Genomic DNA, 17,512 nt, shown 5'->3' with positions numbered 1-17,512 from the left:
ATCGTCGAGCTCGCCCATCTCGTTGACGACGACGCCGATATGCTCATGCAGCGCACGGATGATGAAGAAGCTCTCGCGTTCGTAGTCGAGGCCGCTGCCTTCCGGCGCCGAGACGTTGACCAGCAGGCTCACCGGCGCCGACGGTGGCGACAGCGCCGGTTGCTGGTCGCCGGGAACGGAGCGCGCGACGTCGAGCCGGCCGGCGCGGACGGCGAAGCGGTCCCGCAGGCGCAGCAGCCCCCAGGGCAGCGCCAGGACGGCATCGTCGTCGCTCTCGATCACCAGCAGCGGCGGCGGCGGGTCACCGAGCGCGGCCTCGATCAGGAACGCGGCTTCCTCGACGGAGAGAACGGCCGCCAGAGCGGCGCCCAGCCGGTGCGCGGCGGCGTCCAGGATCGCCGCCTCTTCCGAGCTTCGGGCCGGAACACGCGACGACCGCCGGAAGCTGTCGAGCGCCGGTGCGAAGGCTCGATCCTCGAGCCACGGCACCGGCAGGCTGCGCACGACAGGCTCGGCGCCGGTGCGCCGGGCGGTGATCTGCCAGTGCGTACGGTCGGTGCCGGCGAACGCGATCAGCAAGGTCAGTGCCGGGAGCGGTACCGCTCCCGGCAGGTCCACAGGCCGCAGCCGGCGCTCCTGCAGGGCCCGCTGCAGCTCGTCCGGGATCCGATCGACGCCGATCAGGACGACGGTCAGATTGTTGTCGCCGGTGACGATCGCGTTGCCGACCGCGTCGTGGCCGATGGTGACGCCGCGCCCATCCATCGGTGCCCGCCCCCCTACAGAGCGAGGCCGACCAGCGGCAGCAGCTTGTGCCAGTTCTCGCCGAGCCAACCGACCGCGTTCTGCACGTGGCCGGCGATCTTGCCCATCTTCTCGCCGAAGTCCGCCGCCTTGCCGGCATAGGAGAGGGCGCGCTCCAGCGACTTGCCGACCTCGTCCTTGTCGGGCTGCGGCCTGGCCGCATCGGCCATCGCCTCGGCCAGGGCGTTGACGATCTTTTGTCGCTGCTCGCTGTTCAGGCCGCCGAGCAGCTGGGCGAGGGCCTGCAGCTCGGAGCCGATGTCGACACTCGCGGCAGGCGGCAGCGTCACCTTGTGGAACTGCACATCGGTGACGTTGTGATCGCCGATGACGATGGCACTACCGGTGACATTGCCGCCAATGTGGACGTCGCGATTTCCCATCGGTCCCCCGAATCGGCGTATTCGTCCGCCCCTTTCTCCCCATCAGCAAAGAGCGGGCGGTACAGGGAAGTCAAGAACCGACAGCATCACCGTGACCCGGACGGCTTCCTACCCCTGCGCGTCAGCGCCCAGCCTGGCTACCAGGAATGTGCCCCAATAACGGTGCGTGCAGCGTGAGCAAGAATACGGCGGCGCATCACCGCCGCCAAATCGCCATCGCCGACAGGACAATCGCGCCAGACGACAAGGCACGTCTCATCACAACGGGGGACACCAATGAACGGATTTCACGCTGCGATCGCCTTGCTCCTGCTGGGTGGCTGCGCCTCAGCCTCGCCCACGACCGTCACCGAACAGCGCGAAGCGGACATTGTCGCCGCCGGCGTCGACCACTGGACGAGTTTTCCTTATGGCGGTGAGCCACCGACGATCGTCTGCGCGCCGGACCATCCCTGCATCCTCGCCCTCAAGCCGGTCTCGGCGCCACCACCTACCTGACCGTCAAGCCGGCCGACGACGCGTCGAGTGCCCACCTCGACATCGCGACCGACGAGCGGCTTTACCGGATGGTGCTGGTTGCCCGGTCTGTTATTCGGCGTGCAATTTTGACCCCTGCTGAGGGGTTATCGGCGTTCAAAATTGACCCCCCTTGTTGACTGGCTCACACCGCCCTTTTTCGCCGGAGGGTGGTCCGGGGGATGTTGGTTGTGGAGACGATCGGCCGGATCCGTCGGGCGCATTTTGTCGAGGGGCGCTCGATCAAGGAGATCGCGCGGGCTCTGAAGATATCGCGCAACACGGTTCGGAAGGTTCTTCGGTCGGGGGAGACCGCGTTCAGCTATGAGCGGGAGGTTCAGCCGCGCCGGAAGTTGGGCGCCTGGCAGGAAGCGCTGGACGAGCTTCTGTCGGCGAACCGGGGCAAGCCGCGGCGCGAGCAGCTGACGCTGATCCGGATTTTCGAGGCGCTGCAGGAGCGAGGCTATGTCGGCGGGTACGACGCGGTGCGGCGCTATGCCCGGGCGTGGCAGCGCCGGGAGGCGTCGGGGCCGGTCGACGCCTATGTGCCGCTGAGTTTCGCGCCGGGCGAGGCGTATCAATTCGACTGGAGCCACGAGGTCGTCGTGCTCGACGGCGTGACGATGGTGGTGAAGGTCGCCCAGGTCCGGCTCTGCCACAGCCGGATGCTCTACGTCCGGGCTTATCCGCGCGAGACCCAGGAGATGGTGTTCGACGCCCATGACCGGGCCTTTGCGTTCTTCAAGGGCACCTGCACGCGCGGCATCTACGACAACATGAAGACGGCGGTCGAGACCGTGTTCGTCGGCAAGGAGCGGGTCTTCAATCGCCGTTTTCAGCAGATGTGCGCCCATTACCTGGTGGAGCCGACCGCCTGTACGCCACAGGCGGGCTGGGAGAAGGGGCAGGTCGAGAACCAGGTCGGCCTCGTGCGCGAGCGGTTCTTCACGCCCCGGCTCAGGGTGAAGAGCTTAGCGGAACTCAATCGCGGGCTCGTCGAACGCTGCGTCGCCTATGCCCAGAAGCAGCCTCATCCTGAGTTGAAGTCGCTGAGCATCTGGGAGGTGTTCGAGGCGGAGCGGTCGCATCTGGTGCCCTACGCCGGGCCGTTCGACGGATTCCACGAGACCGTGCTGGCGGTCTCCAAGACCTGCCTCGTCCGGTTCGACAACAATCGTTATTCGGTGATGGCCAGGGCCGTCGGCCGGCCGGTGACGCTGCATGCCTACGCCGAGCGGATTGTCATCCGCCAGAACGGCGAGATCGTCGGCGAGCACGAACGCCGGTTCGGCCGCGATCATACCGTGCTCGACCCTTGGCACTACGTTCCGGTCCTGGCGAGGAAGCCGGGAGCCTTGCGGAACGGTGCGCCGTTCCAGGCCTGGCTCTTGCCGGAAGCGCTGGAGCGCGTGCGCCGCAAACTCAAATCCGTGCCCGACGGCGACCGGCAGATGGTCGACATCCTGGGTGCTGTCCTGACCGACGGGCTGGCGGCGGTCGAGGCCGCCTGCGCCGAGGCGCTCGCGGCAGGCCTGTTCAGCCGCGACGTGGTGCTGAACATTCTGGCCCGGCAGCGCGAGGTCGCTTCTGCCGCCACCGTCCTCACCCCCGAAGCGCTTCAGCTCCGCCACCAGCCGGCGGCGGATTGCGCGCGCTACGACCGATTGCTGCGAGGTCCGGCCCATGGAACGGCATGAACTGCTCGAGCTGATGCTGGCGCTCAAACTGACCGGCATGCGAGGGGCCTTCGGCGAGGTCGTGGCCGCCGGCATCAAGCGCCAACACAGCGTCCAGGAGATCAGCGGCGACCTGCTGAGGGCCGGGATCGCCGAAAAGCAGGCGCGCTCGATCAAGTGCCAGATCACCCTCGCCAAGCTGCCGCTCGCCAAGGAACTCACAGGCTTCGAGTTCGCCGGAACACCGATCAACGAACCCCTGGTCCGCGACCTCGCCGCCGGCGGCTTCCTCGCCCGGCAGCGCAACGTCGTGCTGGTCGGCGGCACCGGCACAGGGAAGACCCATCTCGCCGTGGCCATCGCCCGATCCTGTATCCGGGGCGGCGCCCGTGCCCGGTTCTACACCGCCATCGATCTCGTCAACAAACTCGAGGCCGAGGCCCGCGTCGGCAAGCAGGGGCGGATTGCCGATCATCTAACCCGGCTCGATCTCGTCGTCCTCGACGAGTTGGGCTATCTGCCGTTCGCCCAGTCCGGCGGCCAGCTCCTGTTCCACCTGATCAGCCGGCTCTATGAACGCACTTCGATCGTGCTGACCACCAATCTCAGCTTCGCCGAATGGCCTTCCGTGTTCGGCGGCGATGCCAAGATGACCACCGCCCTGCTCGATCGGCTCACCCACCACTGCGATATCGTCGAAACCGGCAACGAATCCTGGCGGCTCAAAAACCGCGCCTGACCCGCGAAAATCCCCCCGCCCCGGACCCCACCCCCGCGGGTTGCACAGGTGGGCAAACAGGCACCTCCCACGCGCGACGCTCCGTCGCTCGGCAGGGGCACTGCGCGTCGCGCGTGGGACCCTCCTGTTCGCTACCTGCACAACCCGTAGGAGGGGTCACTCTTGAACGCCGATAAGGGGTCAATCTTCAATGCCGATTGACAGTCCGGCGTGCGGGCTGAACGCATGGGGCAAGCCGGAAATCAGCCTTACGTGCGGCGAGTGCGACGAGCGGATGCAGGCCGATCCCGCCGAGCCTTGACGTTTGGGTCGCGGCTGCTGATGACGCGTCACAGACCGAGTTCGAGATCGTCGTCGACGCCGCGGTCTCGTGCGGTTTTTGCCTTCTGGACGGCGCCACGTCCTTCGTCCTGGTTACGCGCGAGGAGGGCACGTTCTGCCCGCGCAATGCCTTCGCGCTCCATCATCTCGCTGCCAGCCTCTAGGGCCCAGCGCTCCGCAAGCATCTCGGCCCGCGCTTGGACGCGGTAACAGCTGGCATTATATCGGTCCTCCTCTCGCTGCTCGTTCTCCCAAGCCTGGATCCCGGCTGCATGGTCGATCCGCTTCTTCCTGCCGACACGCTCGGCGATAACGGCTACGGCGCGCGCTACACGCTGCTTTAGTCCGTCTGCGTTCATCGGATTACCCCCTCGAGATGCGCTCTGATCACCGGCCCGTGGGCGGGCCGCCGTCCGTTTGCGCGGGACGGCGGGCCTCGGTGCGGCGGCTCATCCCGGAGATGCTGGCTTGGCTGGCGTTGGCGGCCGCAGACATGGCCCGGAACGTCTCGCCGCCGGCGGCCTTGAGTGCGCTGGTGGCGGGCGCGTCGAGGTGCCCGGCGGCGCTCCGTGCTGCCGCGGCGCCCATCGCCGGCGCCGCCAGGAACGTCCCTGCCGAGACAATGGCGCCCGAGGTCAATGACGCGGCCACATACATCGAGCCGAGCGCCGCGCCGGCGAGGCACAACGACCCCATGAGAAACGGGAACGCGACCATCATCCCCGGTCCACCGTGGAGTTCCAGCTCGCCGAAGACTAGGTTCGCCACGGCGACGATCATTGCCAGGACCATGAGTTGCACCGCCGAATGGACGGCGAACTTGACAACACCTGTCGCAAAGCCTGCCGCCGGCACGAAGACCGCGGCTGGCAGGATTATCAACGCACCCAAGATGGTAAACTTAAACAGCGCGTAGGTGAGCAGCACAGCGATGGCGATCCCGGCGAATGTCAGCAAGACCGTCCACGACGCAATGATTAGCGGCAAATAACTCCCGATGTGCGCCAGGCACCCACCTAGCATTACAGGGCCACACGATTTGTCTGCCAATTCCGCAAGGTCCGTCGCTTGAGCGAGGCCGATGACGAAAATCGAATCCGGGGATCGGAGGAATACGTCCGGGTTCAGCGAACTTCCGCCCGCGAGCAACCCGAATTGCACGGCGCCGTTGATGATGTTTTCGCCGATTACCTGCGACGCTTGGACAACGACGAGGTAGAAGCCGCCGGTGATCACTAGGCGAGTGGCCAGCGCCGGTGGCCCACCACTGCCGAAAGCGACGGCGAGGCCGATCCAGGCCACCCCCAGGACCATGAATCCCCATGCCATGAACTGGGCGTAAGGCATGATCGTGCTGGTGCCACTGGCCAACACCGTCGCAAAGGCGTCTCCCAATGTGGCGAATGTATCCATGAGTTGTTACCGGCCTGCTGTCCCCGGCGACTCCGGCATGAAAGCGGGTCGCTTCGCAGCCTCCCTCATTGCCGCTATGTCCGCCGCTCGCTCGGCTTGGTATCGCGCGTCGTCGGCGCGCATCGTCATGATCAAGTAACCAGCAGCGCCGGCCAGCGTGACCATGATCGCAATTGCGATCCCGATGATCTTTCCAGTAAACATGTCAGCGTCCCCACGTTGCTGCCGATTGTTTCATGAAGGCTGGATTTGCTCCGGCCTCCCTCATCGTCGTTATGTCCGCGGCTCGATCGGCCTGGTACTGTTCGTCGTCGGCCTGAGCGGCCGAGTCCTTGACGATCTGCTCAGCCTGCTGCTGCGCCAGAATGGCGTTGGTTTGCTGCAGCTGGGCCGCAGCCGCGGCCGTGACGTGGCTCTGCGCTTGAATCGCCGCCATGCGGCCGACGGCCTCGGCGGAGTTGTCCTGTGCCGAGCGGAGCATCGCGTCGTTCTCGACTTTGCGCGCCGCCTCGATGCCGAGGAGTCGCTGGTCCTCATCGATCTGTTTGGACATCTGCGTCCGCAGCATCGAGGCCGTCCGGCCGGCGTCTCCGGGCAGGTGACCGCCGTTGCGCGACAGCCCGCGCAGCATGCTGGCGCGCTGCATCATTGTCCCGTCCGACCCGGCGATCGCCGCCGCCTGCAGCGCCATGCCTTCGGCCCGGTAGTAGTATCCCTGCACCCGAGCGATCGCCGCCATCGGGATGCCGACGGTGTTCTCGACGGCGTTGACGTAGGTGTTGACCAGCTCGGCGTAGGTGGCGATCTGCTGGGCGTAATCCGCGGCCCGATCGGCGACCGCCTGGAGATCGGCGCCGAGCGACGAAGCGGTGTTCGCCTCCGTGACCGGGTCGGTGACCACCACCTGGGCGTGCGCGACCGGCGTGCCGACCAGCAACATCGCCCCGGCCGTCGCTGCTGCTGTTCTGTTCATTCCGCTGCCTCCTGCCAGATCCGTGGCCCGGCGATGCCGCGATGCCGGAGCCAGCGCTCGGCGAACTCCTCGCGCGGCCCGGCCGCCAGGATCTTGTCGATCAGCTTCGACTCCGCGCCGCTGCCGCCACAGACGATCGCCCGCTCGTAGTCACTGAGCGCGAGCTCGAAGACGCGCCAGTGTTCGCCGACCTTGATCGCGTACTCCCGCTTCGGCCGCAGGCCGGCGATAATGCCGATCTGTGTCGGCGTCAGACCGCTGCGCTCCAGCGCCGCCGCCGTTCTCGGCTCGATTGCCCCGGCCGTCGCGGTGAACAACTTAGTCTTGATCGATGAGTCGATTATGTGGCCGATCGACGAGTGCTCGATGTCGATCATGCTCGGTGCGTCGCGAGCACGACCTGCATGTTCTCCCGTCGGGCACGGCGGATCAGCTCGTCGACCTGATCGGCGATCAGCGAATGGCTGATGAACGTCTTGCATTCGTCGATCACCACCAGTGTCGGCCGGGCGTCCTCGTAGCTGCGGGCGATCTCGTGAAAGACGCACGCCAGCACCGGCGCGAGCGCCGTCGGGTTCTGCAGCAGCCTGTCGGTCTCGAAGCACTTGACGTCGGCGGTGCCGCCGACCCGATACTCGGCGTTGTCCAGCAGGTCGCCACACGCGCCGCCGACGCAGAAGACGGCGAGCGCGTCCTTGATGTCATCGTCCTGGGTCGCGTGCCGCAACGACGTGAGCGTGCGCATCTCAGCGGGTTGGCTGGCCAGGGCGCGCAGCGCGATCGTCAGCTCCCGCTTCTGCGCCGCCGACGTTTCCAGCCCCTGCTGCTGCAAGCAGCCGAGAACGAACTCGAACGCCCATGACAGCTCACCCGGCTGGTCGATGAACGCCAGCGGCTGCAGCGAGACCGCGTCGTCGCCGGCAGCGAGCGCATGGAACTCGCCGCCGAGCGCCAACGTCACCAGCTTCGCGACGGAGCCTCGGTCGATATAGAACACCCGTGATCCGGGATACTTCCGATGCGCGGCGACCATGCTCTTCAGCAGTGTCGATTTGCCGCCGCCGCTCTCGCCGAGGACGACCGCGTGCCCGAGGTCCGAGCCGTCCTGGTGCAGGCACAGGCGGAACGCCTTGCCGCCGTCCGACATGCACTGCAACAGCGGCGGGCCGTCCAGATGCTCGTCACGGGCCGGGCCGCACCACGTGGCCGACGACGGCACGATTTCCGCGAAGGAAATCGACGGTCCGAGGAAGCGGCCGAGGCCGCCCCGCGGATGTCCCGGCAGCGAGCCGATCCAGGTGCTCATGGCATCGTCCTCGGCGACCGAGGTGACGAAGCCGGCGAAGATCTGCTGGATGATCCGGCACCGCTCCTTGACCGTCTCGGCGTCCGGATGGGTCACGGTGACGGTGTGCGTCCAGCGGCCGAAGGTGCAGTCGCCCTGCGCCAGCAGCGCCAGCGCGGCCGCCGATCCTTCCATGTTGGCGATGGCGGCGAGGTTGTCCTTCGTGCCGTCGTCGTGAAAACGAAAGACGTTGGCGAACACCTTGGTGAGGAAGCCCTTGCGGGCCGCCGCCCAGGAGTCGCGCCGCGCCTCGAGTTCCTGTTCGGCGTCCTCGCGCGACAGCGGCAGCCAGCGGGCGACGTGATTGTAGGGAAAGCCGACGCCGCCGAGCGCCAACAGCATGCCCGGCGTGAAGCTCGACGGCTGGTCCTTGACCCGGACCGTGCGCAGGTGGTGGCCGCCCAGCTTCGGATAGACGCCCGGCACGAAGGCATCGTCCGTCAGGAACTCGGCGAGGAAGATCGGCAGATCCGGCATCGCCAGCGGCCGATGATCGGTCGACACCCGGTTGTGCAGGTAGGTGATCAGCCGGGCGCCGGTCAGCGGCTCGCACACCGGCATGACGTCCGAAAGGTGCAGCCGGAACGCTTCGACGCCGGCGCGGAACCGCTCGACTTCCGACCGGTATCGTTTGTCGTCGATCGCCGCCGCGGGGCCGGCCTGCTCGAACGAGGCCGCCAGCCGGCCGATGGCATCGGGCAGCGGCGCATAGAGCAGGGTGACGACGTAGGTGCTGGCGAGTTGAACACCCGGAGTGGTGAACAGACGGCGCCGCTGTTCGTCGATCGCCGCAGAAATCGGATCGGGAAAGGAAAGTGGCGATTCGTAGGCGAGCGTCTCGTCGCAGACATCTTCGAACCAAAGCGCCCAGCGCGATCCGAATCGCCGAAGCGCTGAATTCAGCGCCGATCTTGAAGCTACGTTTTGTGTTGGGCTGCTGCTTGCCCGATCCCTGGGGACGTACCGTAGGCAGGTCATCAGTTCGCCTGCTTTGGTGACGATCGTCCCGGGTCGATCATCAAGCCCCACGTCAGTGCGTCTGAGAGTGGCCGATGCGTCATCAGTCAGTCCCCCGTGTAGCGGACCAGTGGCCAGTGATGATGTGTCGCATGCGCCCACCAGTGCGGATCCCGGGCGTATTGCCACCGGGCGACCGCCAGCAGCAGGCCGACGGTGATCATCGTCGTCGGCACGGCGACGATGATCCCGACGGTCTTGCTGACAAGCATGAAGACGAAGAAGCCGGCGACCGCCACGACCGCCGCTTGCTTGCGGTGAATCCCGAACATCAGCGGCTCTTCCTTGAGGGAAAGCGAGTGTCGGGAGCTGCCAGTCGTCCGGAGAGTCGCCGGTCACGACACGATGCCAGCGAGGATGTGCAGCCAGTCCATCGCCGAGATGGCTGCGGGCACGCCGAGCGAGCCGCCGGCGCCGCCGCCGGGAAGCACCAGGCCGACGAGCTGGGCGGACGACGCGATCAGCGTGCCGCCACCCGCCCCCTTGAGGCAGGGGCCGACAATCCCGTGATTGCCGGTCGCCATCCCACCCCCGGCGCCACACGCCGCGAGCGCAGCGATGGCACCGCCGCACATGGTCGCGTTGTCGACGACGGAGTTGAGCATTTGCGCGATGGCGTTGCCGCCGGCGGCAAACGCATCGGCGCCGACGAGCACGACGGCGAGGCCGGTCAGAGCGGCAGGGGCGTTTCGGCTTACGGACGCAAGGAAGCGACCGTCTCTGGTGGCAGTTGTCGGATGACCGCCAGCAACGCCAGCGCGCAGGGGTACGGCGGACTCTTTCCCGTCGCCCATCGGCTGATTGTCGTCAGTGTCACCGCATTGCCGCTGAGACGGAGAACCAGCTCGCGAAACTCGACCTGGCTCAGACCTGCTTTTTCAGCGCGTCGCGAAACGTCGTACCGGTTTCTGTGCCCATGGCAATCCCGGAAAATCGAGCTAACGCACTCAGATACAACATTCATTTGCGTCTCGTCCTTCTATTTCGACGCACGGATCGTGCATCCGCCTCGACCGAGGCTGGAGTAATATCGTCTTTATGTAAATAAATAATGACGTAAATATGATTTATATTGACGCATACGATATTCGAGCGGCACCATGGCGAGGCAATATGGAGGGCCGTCCGTGCCACAAATTCCCATCCCCGACCCGCCGGTAAGGACGACGATCGACGACCCGCTGCCGCAGCCACTCATCGTGGAGATTCGCCTCTACACCAGCCCCGTCGCCAAAGCGGTGCTGGTCGCCGGGCTGCCTTCCTCGGCGACTGGTGGGTCAAGCTCACCTGGCTGATGAAGATCCAGCCGCAGCTGAGCGCGTGGTGGGATCCGGTCCGATGACGGCGCTGCGCGTCGGCTGGGATCTCCTGGCGAAAAAACTCAAGAGCCTGGATCGCGGTGCGCCGACCGAGTGGCTCGACGGCCAGATGGTCGTGAGCGACCGCTGGCAGGCGGCTGCCAGAGACGGCGACCGTCGCTACGACGCGGCGATGCGGCTCGCCGCCTGCTGGCGGATGACGACGGTCGCCGCCGCTGCCATCGGTGTCGGCTTGGCCGGCGGCTGGTGGTGGGAGGCGCAGAAGCCGCAGGTCGAGACCGTCTTCGTGCCGTTCGACCGCATCGGCGATCCGGGCGAGGTGTTCGTCGCCCGGGCGGGCGAGCCGCCCGACCTGATGCGGATTTCGGCGGCGGACTCGATCGTCAAGGCGATGTTCGCTCTGTCGTCCGACGACAACGTCAACGCCGACAACCAGGCGACCCAGGAGCGGGTGATCCGCGGCGATGCGCGCAAGCGGTTCGACGCCTGGCGAGAAGACAGCAAAGAGGCCGCCAGCGAGCGGCAGGTACTGATCGTCAGCACCAAGCTGAAGAGCCGCGACGTCGTCAATGTCATTTGGGACGAGGCTCGATTGGAAGGACGGCCGACAGGTCGCGAGCCGGCGCGTCAATGGTGACTTCACTTTGGCGTTCACGGCCCCGCGCACGACCGGCGATGTCGTGCGCAACAAGTCCGGGCTGTTCCTGACGCACATGATTTTTGCCGAGGAGCGCTGATCATGCGTCGCCTGCTGCTGGCACCGCTCGTGCTCGCCGCCGTCGGTTGCGCGGCGATCGACGAGAATACCGGCGATCCCACGGTCATGCCGCCCGACCTGGTCGCGGCGATCACACCGCCGGTACCCGAGCCGCAACCTCCGTCGCCGCCGCCGGTGGTGCAGCGGCCGGGCCGGACTGGCGTCGCCAAGACGATGAATGCGACCACGGTCTACGCGTTCGAGCCAGACCGGGTCTACCCGGTCACCGTCTCGCCGGGCCGGATCACCGTGCTGCAGCTCGGCGACGGCGAAGAAATCTCGCGGCAGCCGGTGATCGGCGATCCCGACCCGTCGCGATGGATGGTCGACCTCACCCGCGGTGCCAACGACTCCGTCGTCATCCGCAGCGGCAAGCCCGGCATCGCCACCAACATGCTGATCACGACCACGGCCGGCGACTATCAGGTCGACATCACCAGCCGGGCGAAGGGTGGCATGGATCGGGTGCGCTGGACCTACCCCGCCGCCGCCGTGCCCGCGGCCAAGGTACGAGCGCAACCGGAGTTCGATCCAAATACGTTTTCGCGCAGCTTCGAGATCGACGTGCCGTCCGGCGCTACGCCGAGGTGGAAGCCCGAGTACGTGATCGAGGCGGCCGGCAAGACCTACATTGCCTTCCCGCCGCGGCTCGGCCCGATGGCCGCGAGTCCCGCGCTGTTCGCCGTCGGCGACGCCGGCAAGACGGCAATCCCGTTCCGTATCCGCAACCGCTTCTACGAAGTCGATACGCCGCTCACCACCGCCGAGCTGCAGTTGGACGGCGCCACCGTCCGCATCCGGAGGACGTCGTGATGGCGTTCGGGGACGAGCATCCGGAGCAGCCGATCGGCCGCAACAATAAGCGGATCACGACGGTGTTGCTCGCGGCGATGGTCGCCGTCGGCGGCGGCTCGGCGCCAAGGCGTTCGTCGAGCGGTACGTTGACCAGCCGGCGCCGGAGCAAACGCCAAGATCAATCTCTACCGCCGCCGGACACCGCGCGCCGGACATTCAAGACCGGCTACGCCGCCGCGCCCCAGCCCGAGCCGGTCAAACCGGAGCCGGCACCGGCGCCGATCCAGCCGCTGACGCTGGTCCAGGCGATCGCGCCCAAGCCCGCGGCGCCGGCGGCCACCGCTGCCGCCGCGCCACCGAAACCGCTGCTGCCCGGCTTCGTGGGTCAGATGGCGCCGGAGGTGCCCAATCGCACATCGCCGGCGGCCGCTCCCATACCGAGCGGAGGACAGAGCGTCGATTATCGCCCGGGGACCAGCGATGGCCGCGATCGGCTCGATGAGGACGCGGTGCAGGGATTGTCGGCGACCAAGAACCGATGGCTGGTCGGTGCCGGGACGCAGGGCCAGGACTTCGTGACGGCGCCGTTCAGCCCGCCGATCAGCAGCACCACTGATCCAGGCCGGCACGATCATTCCGGCGATCACGCAGACGGCGATCAACTCCGACCTGCCGGGCGACGTCGTGGCGATGATCCAGGTGCCGGTGTGCGACACCCCGACCGGCGAGCGGATGCTGATTCCACCTCGACCAGGCTCTACGGTCGCTACGCCGACCAGCTCGCCTTCGCCCAGAGCCGGGCGCAGGTCGCCTGGATCCGCATCCTGTTCCCGGACGGCAGCTCGCAGAACATCGGCGCGATGCCGGGCACCGACGCGAGCGGCGCTTCCGGCATCGAGGGCGAGGTCGATACCCATCCGTGGGGATGGCCGGGGCGATCGGCGGGGCCGCCTTGTTTTCGATCGTCGGCCAGACCGGCCAGCTGGTGTCGGCGACCGAAGGCGGCGGTGGCACGACCAACGTCGGCATCCTCGGCGCCGGCGCCTCGGGGGCGGGCGACACCACCAAGAGCATCGGCTCGGAAATGATCCGCAAGCAGCTCGACCGGCCGCGCACGCTGACGGTCGAGCCCGGCAGCACGATCAACCTCATGCTCAACAAGGACCTGGCGTTGCCCGCCTATCACGGCTGGAAGTGCCGGGCATGAGGTGGCTCGGATCGGCGGTGCTCGGTGCCGGGGTCGCCCTCTTCTCCTGCGCTGCCCTCACCGCCGCGGTGTCGGAGACAGTCGGCTGGAACCTCAAGTTCAACTCCTCGCCGTCCTTGCCCCGCGGCTGGTATGTCCGGTCGAACCAGCCGATCGCGCGCGGCGGCCTCGTCTGGTTTCGGCTGCCGCCGGTTATGGCGGACTACGTCGCGTCCGTGCCCGGCATGGCGGCATGGTACGCCGACCCGGAAAACGGCCTGCTCAAGCCGGTCGCGGCGGTCGCCGGCGACACCATCTGTCGCGACGGCCTCGCCTTCAGCATCAACGGTCACGTCGTCGGCACGGCCCTGCCATTCGGTCCGAGCGGCCGGCCACTGCCAGTGTGGTCCGGTTGCCGGCGACTGGCTGTCGGCGAAATCGCCGTGTTCTCGGATCGCATCCCCGATTCCGACGACAGCCGGTACTACGGCGCGATCGCCGCCACTGCGGCCGTTGCCTATCGACCGTGGCTGGTGGAGGCGGGCCGATGACGGAAGGTCCCAGCTTCGCCGTGCGGCTGCATTCCGCCCTGATCGGCTGCTTCCTGCTGGCGGCGACACCGGCCGTCGCCGCCGCGCTCAGCGCCGACGACACCGAGGCGCTCGGGCGGATCGTCTACGCCGAGGCCGGCACGCAGCCGATCGCCGGCAAGGCGGCGGTCCTCGCGGTGGTTCTCAACCGCGCGGGGTCGGGCGGCAGCGTCCAGGCGGTGATCGACGCGCCGGGCCAGTTCGAGCCGGTGCTCCGCGCACCCGGCCGGACATGGCGCGCTCTTCCGCTGCTGTCGGCCGCTCAACGGGCCGAGTTCCGGGCGATCCTCGACCTGGCGCTCGGCGGCTGGCTGCCGGATCCGACCGGCGGCGCCCGCTCGTTCCAGAACCCCGAGATCGTCGCCCGGCGCGCCGCCGCCGGCACGGTGCGGCCATCTCTGGTCGACTTCGGCGGCCAGCCGAGGACGGCAACGATCGGCCGGCATGCGTTCTACGGCGGGAGCGTCCCGGTAGCCGTCACTCGCGCCAAGGATGCAGGCGAGACGATCTTTGGCGGCGGCATCGAAAGCGACCCGGGCGAGACGGTGTTTCTCGTTGCGGCGCCGCGAAGAGCCTGCCTTTCGGACTTTGGCGTGGTCACAACGGCCCGGTCCACCCCTATTGCGACCCTGTCCATGGCTGACCAGGGGAAAAATGCCAATGAAAACAAGGATACAGACTGCGCACTTAGTACCCGTCTCCGGGCGGGTGGTCAGGAAGCGGAGAGCGCCGGCAAGACCGACTAAGGCGGAGTTAGGCAGAGTTGGGCCGTCTTCTGCCGTCTTCGGCTGACTTAGGCGGACTTAGGCAGAGCCGATGGAAAGACGAAATGGGGCTCGGCGAAGGTCGCCTTTCTCGCTGCGACGGGGGGTGAGAACAACGCTATTCGCCAAATGATTGCAGCAGGCCACTCCCTGAGTGCGGTCTACGACCGCTTCAAAGTCGAACTCGCGGGGTGCGGATACGACGCCTTTCGAAGGCACGCCCATGCCCTCCTCGGCGTCGCCAAGGGGCCAAAACGGACTACCAGAACAGAGGACGCATCGCATGTCAGAGCAGCAGCAGAACCACGAGTTCACCGAGCCGCTCACGTCGGAAGCTCCGGCCGGGCTCGCGCCTACCGGGAAGACTACGACCCCTCGTGCACGAAGCCGGACGTCCTCGCCCGCCTGCGCCGCAAGCCGGCGGACGGTTAGTTTCGTGCTGCAGGGCAAGGGCGGCTGCGGCAAGACGCTGGTCGCCTCGCTGATCGCGCAGTCGCTGAAGGAGCGGGGCGAGCCGGTGGTGTGCATCGACACCGACCCGGTGAACAAGTCGTTCACGGCCATCGCGGCGCTCGGGGCACAGCCGGTGCGGCTGGTGAACGGCAACAAGGTCGATGTCGGCGAGATGAACGCGTGGTCGGAACGGGCGGTCGCCGAGGATGCGTCGTTCGTCGTCGACAACGGCGCATCGTCGTACCTGCCAATGCTCGAATACCTGCTCGAAGCCGAAATCTTCGAGGTGCCTCGCCGAAAGCGGCAAGCGCGTGGTCGTCCACATGCCGGTGATCGGCGGTCGCAGCCTGGCGCACACCGTCGACGCGCTGGAACTCGCCTCGAAATCGTTGCCGCCGTGTGTCGACATCGTCCCCTGGTTCAATCCGTACTTCGGGCCGCTGGTGGCGGACGACGGCGCCGAGCTGGACGAGACGGAACTCTACGCCGGCATGGCCGATCGTCTCTCCGGGCCGGTGAAGCTGCCGACGCTGCATCCCGACTACGCCGGGGCGTACTTCGACAAGATGCTCGACGCCAACCGGACCTTCGCCGACGAGCGCGCCGACACCGGCGGCGGGATGATCTCGCGGATGTGGCTGGAGCGGACCTGGAAGCGGATCGACGAGCAGATCGTCCAGGTGCTGTAGCCATGGACCGGCAGACGGTGAGAGCGGCGCTCGGCGCCCGGCCGGAGGAGGACGCGGTGTTCGCCGTCTGCGCCGTACTGGAGACGATCGTCAAAGCCGAGTTCGCCAAGCTGGAGGCCGCGCGGGCTCGCGACGCGGCGACGATGCACGAGGTGCGCAAGATCCTCGCTCGGCTGCGGCCGGTGGGCAGCACTACGCCGTCCTGGATCGAGCCTGCCTTCTGGGTGGTCTCGACCGCGCTGGTGATCGCCCTCGCGGCGCTGGCGTTCCTGCTGAAGCTCGTCTGACGATGGCGATCTTCAGCCTGCGCATCACCCCTGTCCGCAAGGCCGGCAGTCCGCTCGGCAACGCCACCGGGCGGGCGGCGCACCATGGCGGGCACAGCCTGGCGCACGCCGCCGCGGCGGCGCCCAGGGTCTCCCACGGCGCCACCGGCAAGGCCGCCTACCTGTCGGGCAGCCGCATGGTCGTCGGTGAGCTGGTCACGGATTACCGCGGCAAGCACGGCGTCGAGCACGCGCAGCTGATCCTGCCGGGCGGCGGCACCTGCGATCGCGAAACCCTGTGGAACGCCGTCGACGCGCACAGGACGCAGACGCCGACGGCGACCATCGCCCGTGACATCATCGTCGCCCTGCCGCACGAGCTGACGTTCGCGCAGCGGCGCGAGGCGGCTGTCGCGCTCGCCACCTGGATCGCCGAGCGCTACCGGGTCGCCGTCGACCTGGGAATGCATCAGCCGGAGATGCACAACGGCTCCGACAGCCGGAATTACCATGCGCACCTGCTGGCCTCCGAGCGCCAGGTCTCGCCGACCGGCGAACTCGGCAAGGTCCAGCGCGAGTTCAATCAGCTCGTGCAGCGCTTAGGCGACAAGAGCCGCGGTCGCGACGGCGGCAAGGCGACGGCCGCAGCGGAAATCCGCGCCGCCTGGGAGCGCATCGCCAACGAGGCGTTGCAGCGGGCGGGCCACGACGCGCGCGTGGACGCCCGCACCCTCGCGGACCAGGGCATCGAGCGCGTGGCGGGCCAGCACCTCGGCCCGGCCGAGACGCGCAGACTGCGCGCCGGCAAGCAGCGTAGCCGCGCCGAGACGCGCACCCCGCGCGCCGGTCAGCAGCGCAGCCCGGCCGAGACCCGGACAGCGCGCGCGGTTGGTGCCGATGTCCGCGCCGAGCTCGCCCGCAAGGCGCGCGAGCTGGCCCTCGCCGAGATGACTGCGCTGCAGGAAATCGCCGCGATCCAGGAGGCGCGCAAGACTACGCCGGCGCCGGCGCAGGTGTTCGCCGATGTCGGCTCGATCACCGCCTGGCAGCACGATGCGCTCGGCATGCTGGCCCGCTACTGGCAGGCCGAAGACCGGGCGATGCAGCTGCGGCGAAAGATGCGGGCGGCGGCGCGCCGGCGCGCTGAGCTGCGAACAGCGACGGCCGAAGAGCAGCGGGCGCTGCGATCGGCCGGACGTCGGCTATCGCGCTCTCGAGCGCTGCTGCAGGGGGTGTCCGAGACCCTGCTGGCGATGCCGCCGACGCTCGCCGTCGAGATCGAGCCGAGCGATCGGCCACTCACCAAACAGCGCCTGAAAACGATCAAAGCGGCAGTGCGAGACCGCGAGCGCGAACACGAAATCGGGGTCGACCGATGGTGATCGGCAAGACGATCGCGAGCTTCGGTGTCATGGCCGCCGTCGGCGGTTTCGTCGCCAGCAACCTCACCGCATGGCGGCTCGGACACCAGGCGGCACTCGGGCCACCCCTGGCGCACTATCACGA

General features: G+C 67.6%; 20 protein-coding genes. 11 read left to right on the top strand and 9 right to left on the bottom strand.

The genetic code is table 11. From position 1 onward, the window contains the following. Together IPK66_17660 and IPK66_17655 are read right to left on the bottom strand one after the other, a co-directional pair. Window positions 1–765: hypothetical protein (locus IPK66_17660; GenBank protein ID MBK8177012.1), on the bottom strand; the 765-nt coding region annotated here is incomplete at its 3' end. 14 nt (window positions 766–779) lie between these two features. Next, window positions 780–1,109, bottom strand: a complete 330-nt coding sequence (locus IPK66_17655; protein MBK8177011.1) for a hypothetical protein — start codon at window positions 1,107–1,109, stop codon at window positions 780–782. A 354-nt stretch (window positions 1,110–1,463) separates the two neighbouring features. Here IPK66_17655 and IPK66_17650 point away from each other — a divergent pair, with 354 nt between their 5' ends. From IPK66_17650 to IPK66_17640, 3 genes are all read left to right on the top strand, one after another. Then, on the top strand, window positions 1,464–1,685 hold the full coding sequence (locus IPK66_17650) for a hypothetical protein (GenBank protein ID MBK8177010.1): 222 nt from the start codon (window positions 1,464–1,466) through the stop codon (window positions 1,683–1,685). Window positions 1,686–1,885: 200 nt separating this feature from the next. Continuing rightward, entirely contained in the window at window positions 1,886–3,400 is a 1,515-nt protein-coding gene (locus IPK66_17645; protein ID MBK8177009.1) for an IS21 family transposase, read from the top strand. Continuing rightward, on the top strand, window positions 3,387–4,118 hold the full coding sequence (locus IPK66_17640) for an ATP-binding protein (GenBank protein MBK8177008.1): 732 nt from the start codon (window positions 3,387–3,389) through the stop codon (window positions 4,116–4,118). The genes IPK66_17645 and IPK66_17640 overlap by 14 nt, the downstream gene beginning before the upstream one ends. Window positions 4,119–4,447: 329 nt before the next feature. Here the strand turns inward: IPK66_17640 and IPK66_17635 are convergent, their stop codons facing one another. The 7 genes from IPK66_17635 to IPK66_17605 all read right to left on the bottom strand — a co-directional run bounded on the left by IPK66_17635 (window position 4,448) and on the right by IPK66_17605 (window position 9,981). Beyond that, complete coding sequence (locus IPK66_17635) at window positions 4,448–4,798, bottom strand: hypothetical protein (protein MBK8177007.1); 351 nt, start codon at window positions 4,796–4,798, stop codon at window positions 4,448–4,450. 28 nt (window positions 4,799–4,826) lie between these two features. Beyond that, window positions 4,827–5,852, bottom strand: coding sequence for a type IV secretion system protein (locus tag IPK66_17630; protein ID MBK8177006.1), 1,026 nt, complete (start codon window positions 5,850–5,852; stop codon window positions 4,827–4,829). A gap of 205 nt (window positions 5,853–6,057) precedes the next feature. Then, entirely contained in the window at window positions 6,058–6,825 is a 768-nt protein-coding gene (locus tag IPK66_17625) for a hypothetical protein (GenBank protein MBK8177005.1), read from the bottom strand. Further along, window positions 6,822–7,202, bottom strand: coding sequence for a hypothetical protein (locus IPK66_17620; protein MBK8177004.1), 381 nt, complete (start codon window positions 7,200–7,202; stop codon window positions 6,822–6,824). The genes IPK66_17625 and IPK66_17620 overlap by 4 nt, the downstream gene beginning before the upstream one ends. Then, a complete protein-coding gene (locus IPK66_17615; GenBank protein ID MBK8177003.1) occupies window positions 7,199–9,148 on the bottom strand; it encodes a hypothetical protein in 1,950 nt (649 codons plus the stop codon). The genes IPK66_17620 and IPK66_17615 overlap by 4 nt, the downstream gene beginning before the upstream one ends. Before the next feature lie 86 nt (window positions 9,149–9,234). After that, window positions 9,235–9,459, bottom strand: coding sequence for a hypothetical protein (locus IPK66_17610; GenBank protein MBK8177002.1), 225 nt, complete (start codon window positions 9,457–9,459; stop codon window positions 9,235–9,237). A gap of 63 nt (window positions 9,460–9,522) precedes the next feature. Then, window positions 9,523–9,981 (bottom strand): hypothetical protein, encoded by a 459-nt coding sequence (locus tag IPK66_17605; GenBank protein ID MBK8177001.1) that lies wholly within the window; start codon window positions 9,979–9,981, stop codon window positions 9,523–9,525. Between the two features lie 333 nt (window positions 9,982–10,314). Between IPK66_17605 and IPK66_17600 the strand changes: the two genes are divergently transcribed. The 8 genes from IPK66_17600 (at window position 10,315) to IPK66_17565 (ending at window position 17,388) form a co-directional block, all read left to right on the top strand. Beyond that, the gene (locus IPK66_17600; GenBank protein ID MBK8177000.1) at window positions 10,315–10,482 is read left to right on the top strand and encodes a hypothetical protein; all 168 of its coding nucleotides are present in this window, start codon (window positions 10,315–10,317) and stop codon (window positions 10,480–10,482) included. Window positions 10,483–10,525: 43 nt separating this feature from the next. Continuing rightward, complete coding sequence (locus IPK66_17595; GenBank protein ID MBK8176999.1) at window positions 10,526–11,143, top strand: hypothetical protein; 618 nt, start codon at window positions 10,526–10,528, stop codon at window positions 11,141–11,143. Window positions 11,144–11,245: 102 nt separating this feature from the next. Continuing rightward, window positions 11,246–12,076, top strand: coding sequence for a TrbG/VirB9 family P-type conjugative transfer protein (locus IPK66_17590; GenBank protein MBK8176998.1), 831 nt, complete (start codon window positions 11,246–11,248; stop codon window positions 12,074–12,076). Further along, window positions 12,076–13,146, top strand: a complete 1,071-nt coding sequence (locus tag IPK66_17585) for a hypothetical protein (protein ID MBK8176997.1) — start codon at window positions 12,076–12,078, stop codon at window positions 13,144–13,146. Before IPK66_17590 ends, IPK66_17585 begins: the two co-directional genes overlap by 1 nt. Window positions 13,147–13,261: 115 nt before the next feature. Then, on the top strand, window positions 13,262–13,795 hold the full coding sequence (locus tag IPK66_17580) for a S26 family signal peptidase (protein ID MBK8176996.1): 534 nt from the start codon (window positions 13,262–13,264) through the stop codon (window positions 13,793–13,795). Then, the gene (locus IPK66_17575) at window positions 13,792–14,580 is read left to right on the top strand and encodes a cell wall hydrolase (protein MBK8176995.1); all 789 of its coding nucleotides are present in this window, start codon (window positions 13,792–13,794) and stop codon (window positions 14,578–14,580) included. The genes IPK66_17580 and IPK66_17575 overlap by 4 nt, the downstream gene beginning before the upstream one ends. Window positions 14,581–14,881: 301 nt before the next feature. Next, entirely contained in the window at window positions 14,882–16,027 is a 1,146-nt protein-coding gene (locus IPK66_17570; GenBank protein MBK8176994.1) for a hypothetical protein, read from the top strand. A gap of 2 nt (window positions 16,028–16,029) precedes the next feature. Further along, window positions 16,030–17,388, top strand: coding sequence for a MobA/MobL family protein (locus IPK66_17565; GenBank protein MBK8176993.1), 1,359 nt, complete (start codon window positions 16,030–16,032; stop codon window positions 17,386–17,388). The last annotated feature ends 124 nt before the right edge of the window (window positions 17,389–17,512 follow it).

This window comes from Rhodospirillales bacterium (assembly GCA_016712595.1).
Lineage (GTDB): Bacteria > Pseudomonadota > Alphaproteobacteria > Rhodospirillales > Defluviicoccaceae > Defluviicoccus.
The sequence above is the reverse complement of the archived record's forward strand: the minus strand, read 5'-3'. Positions and strand labels throughout refer to the sequence as shown.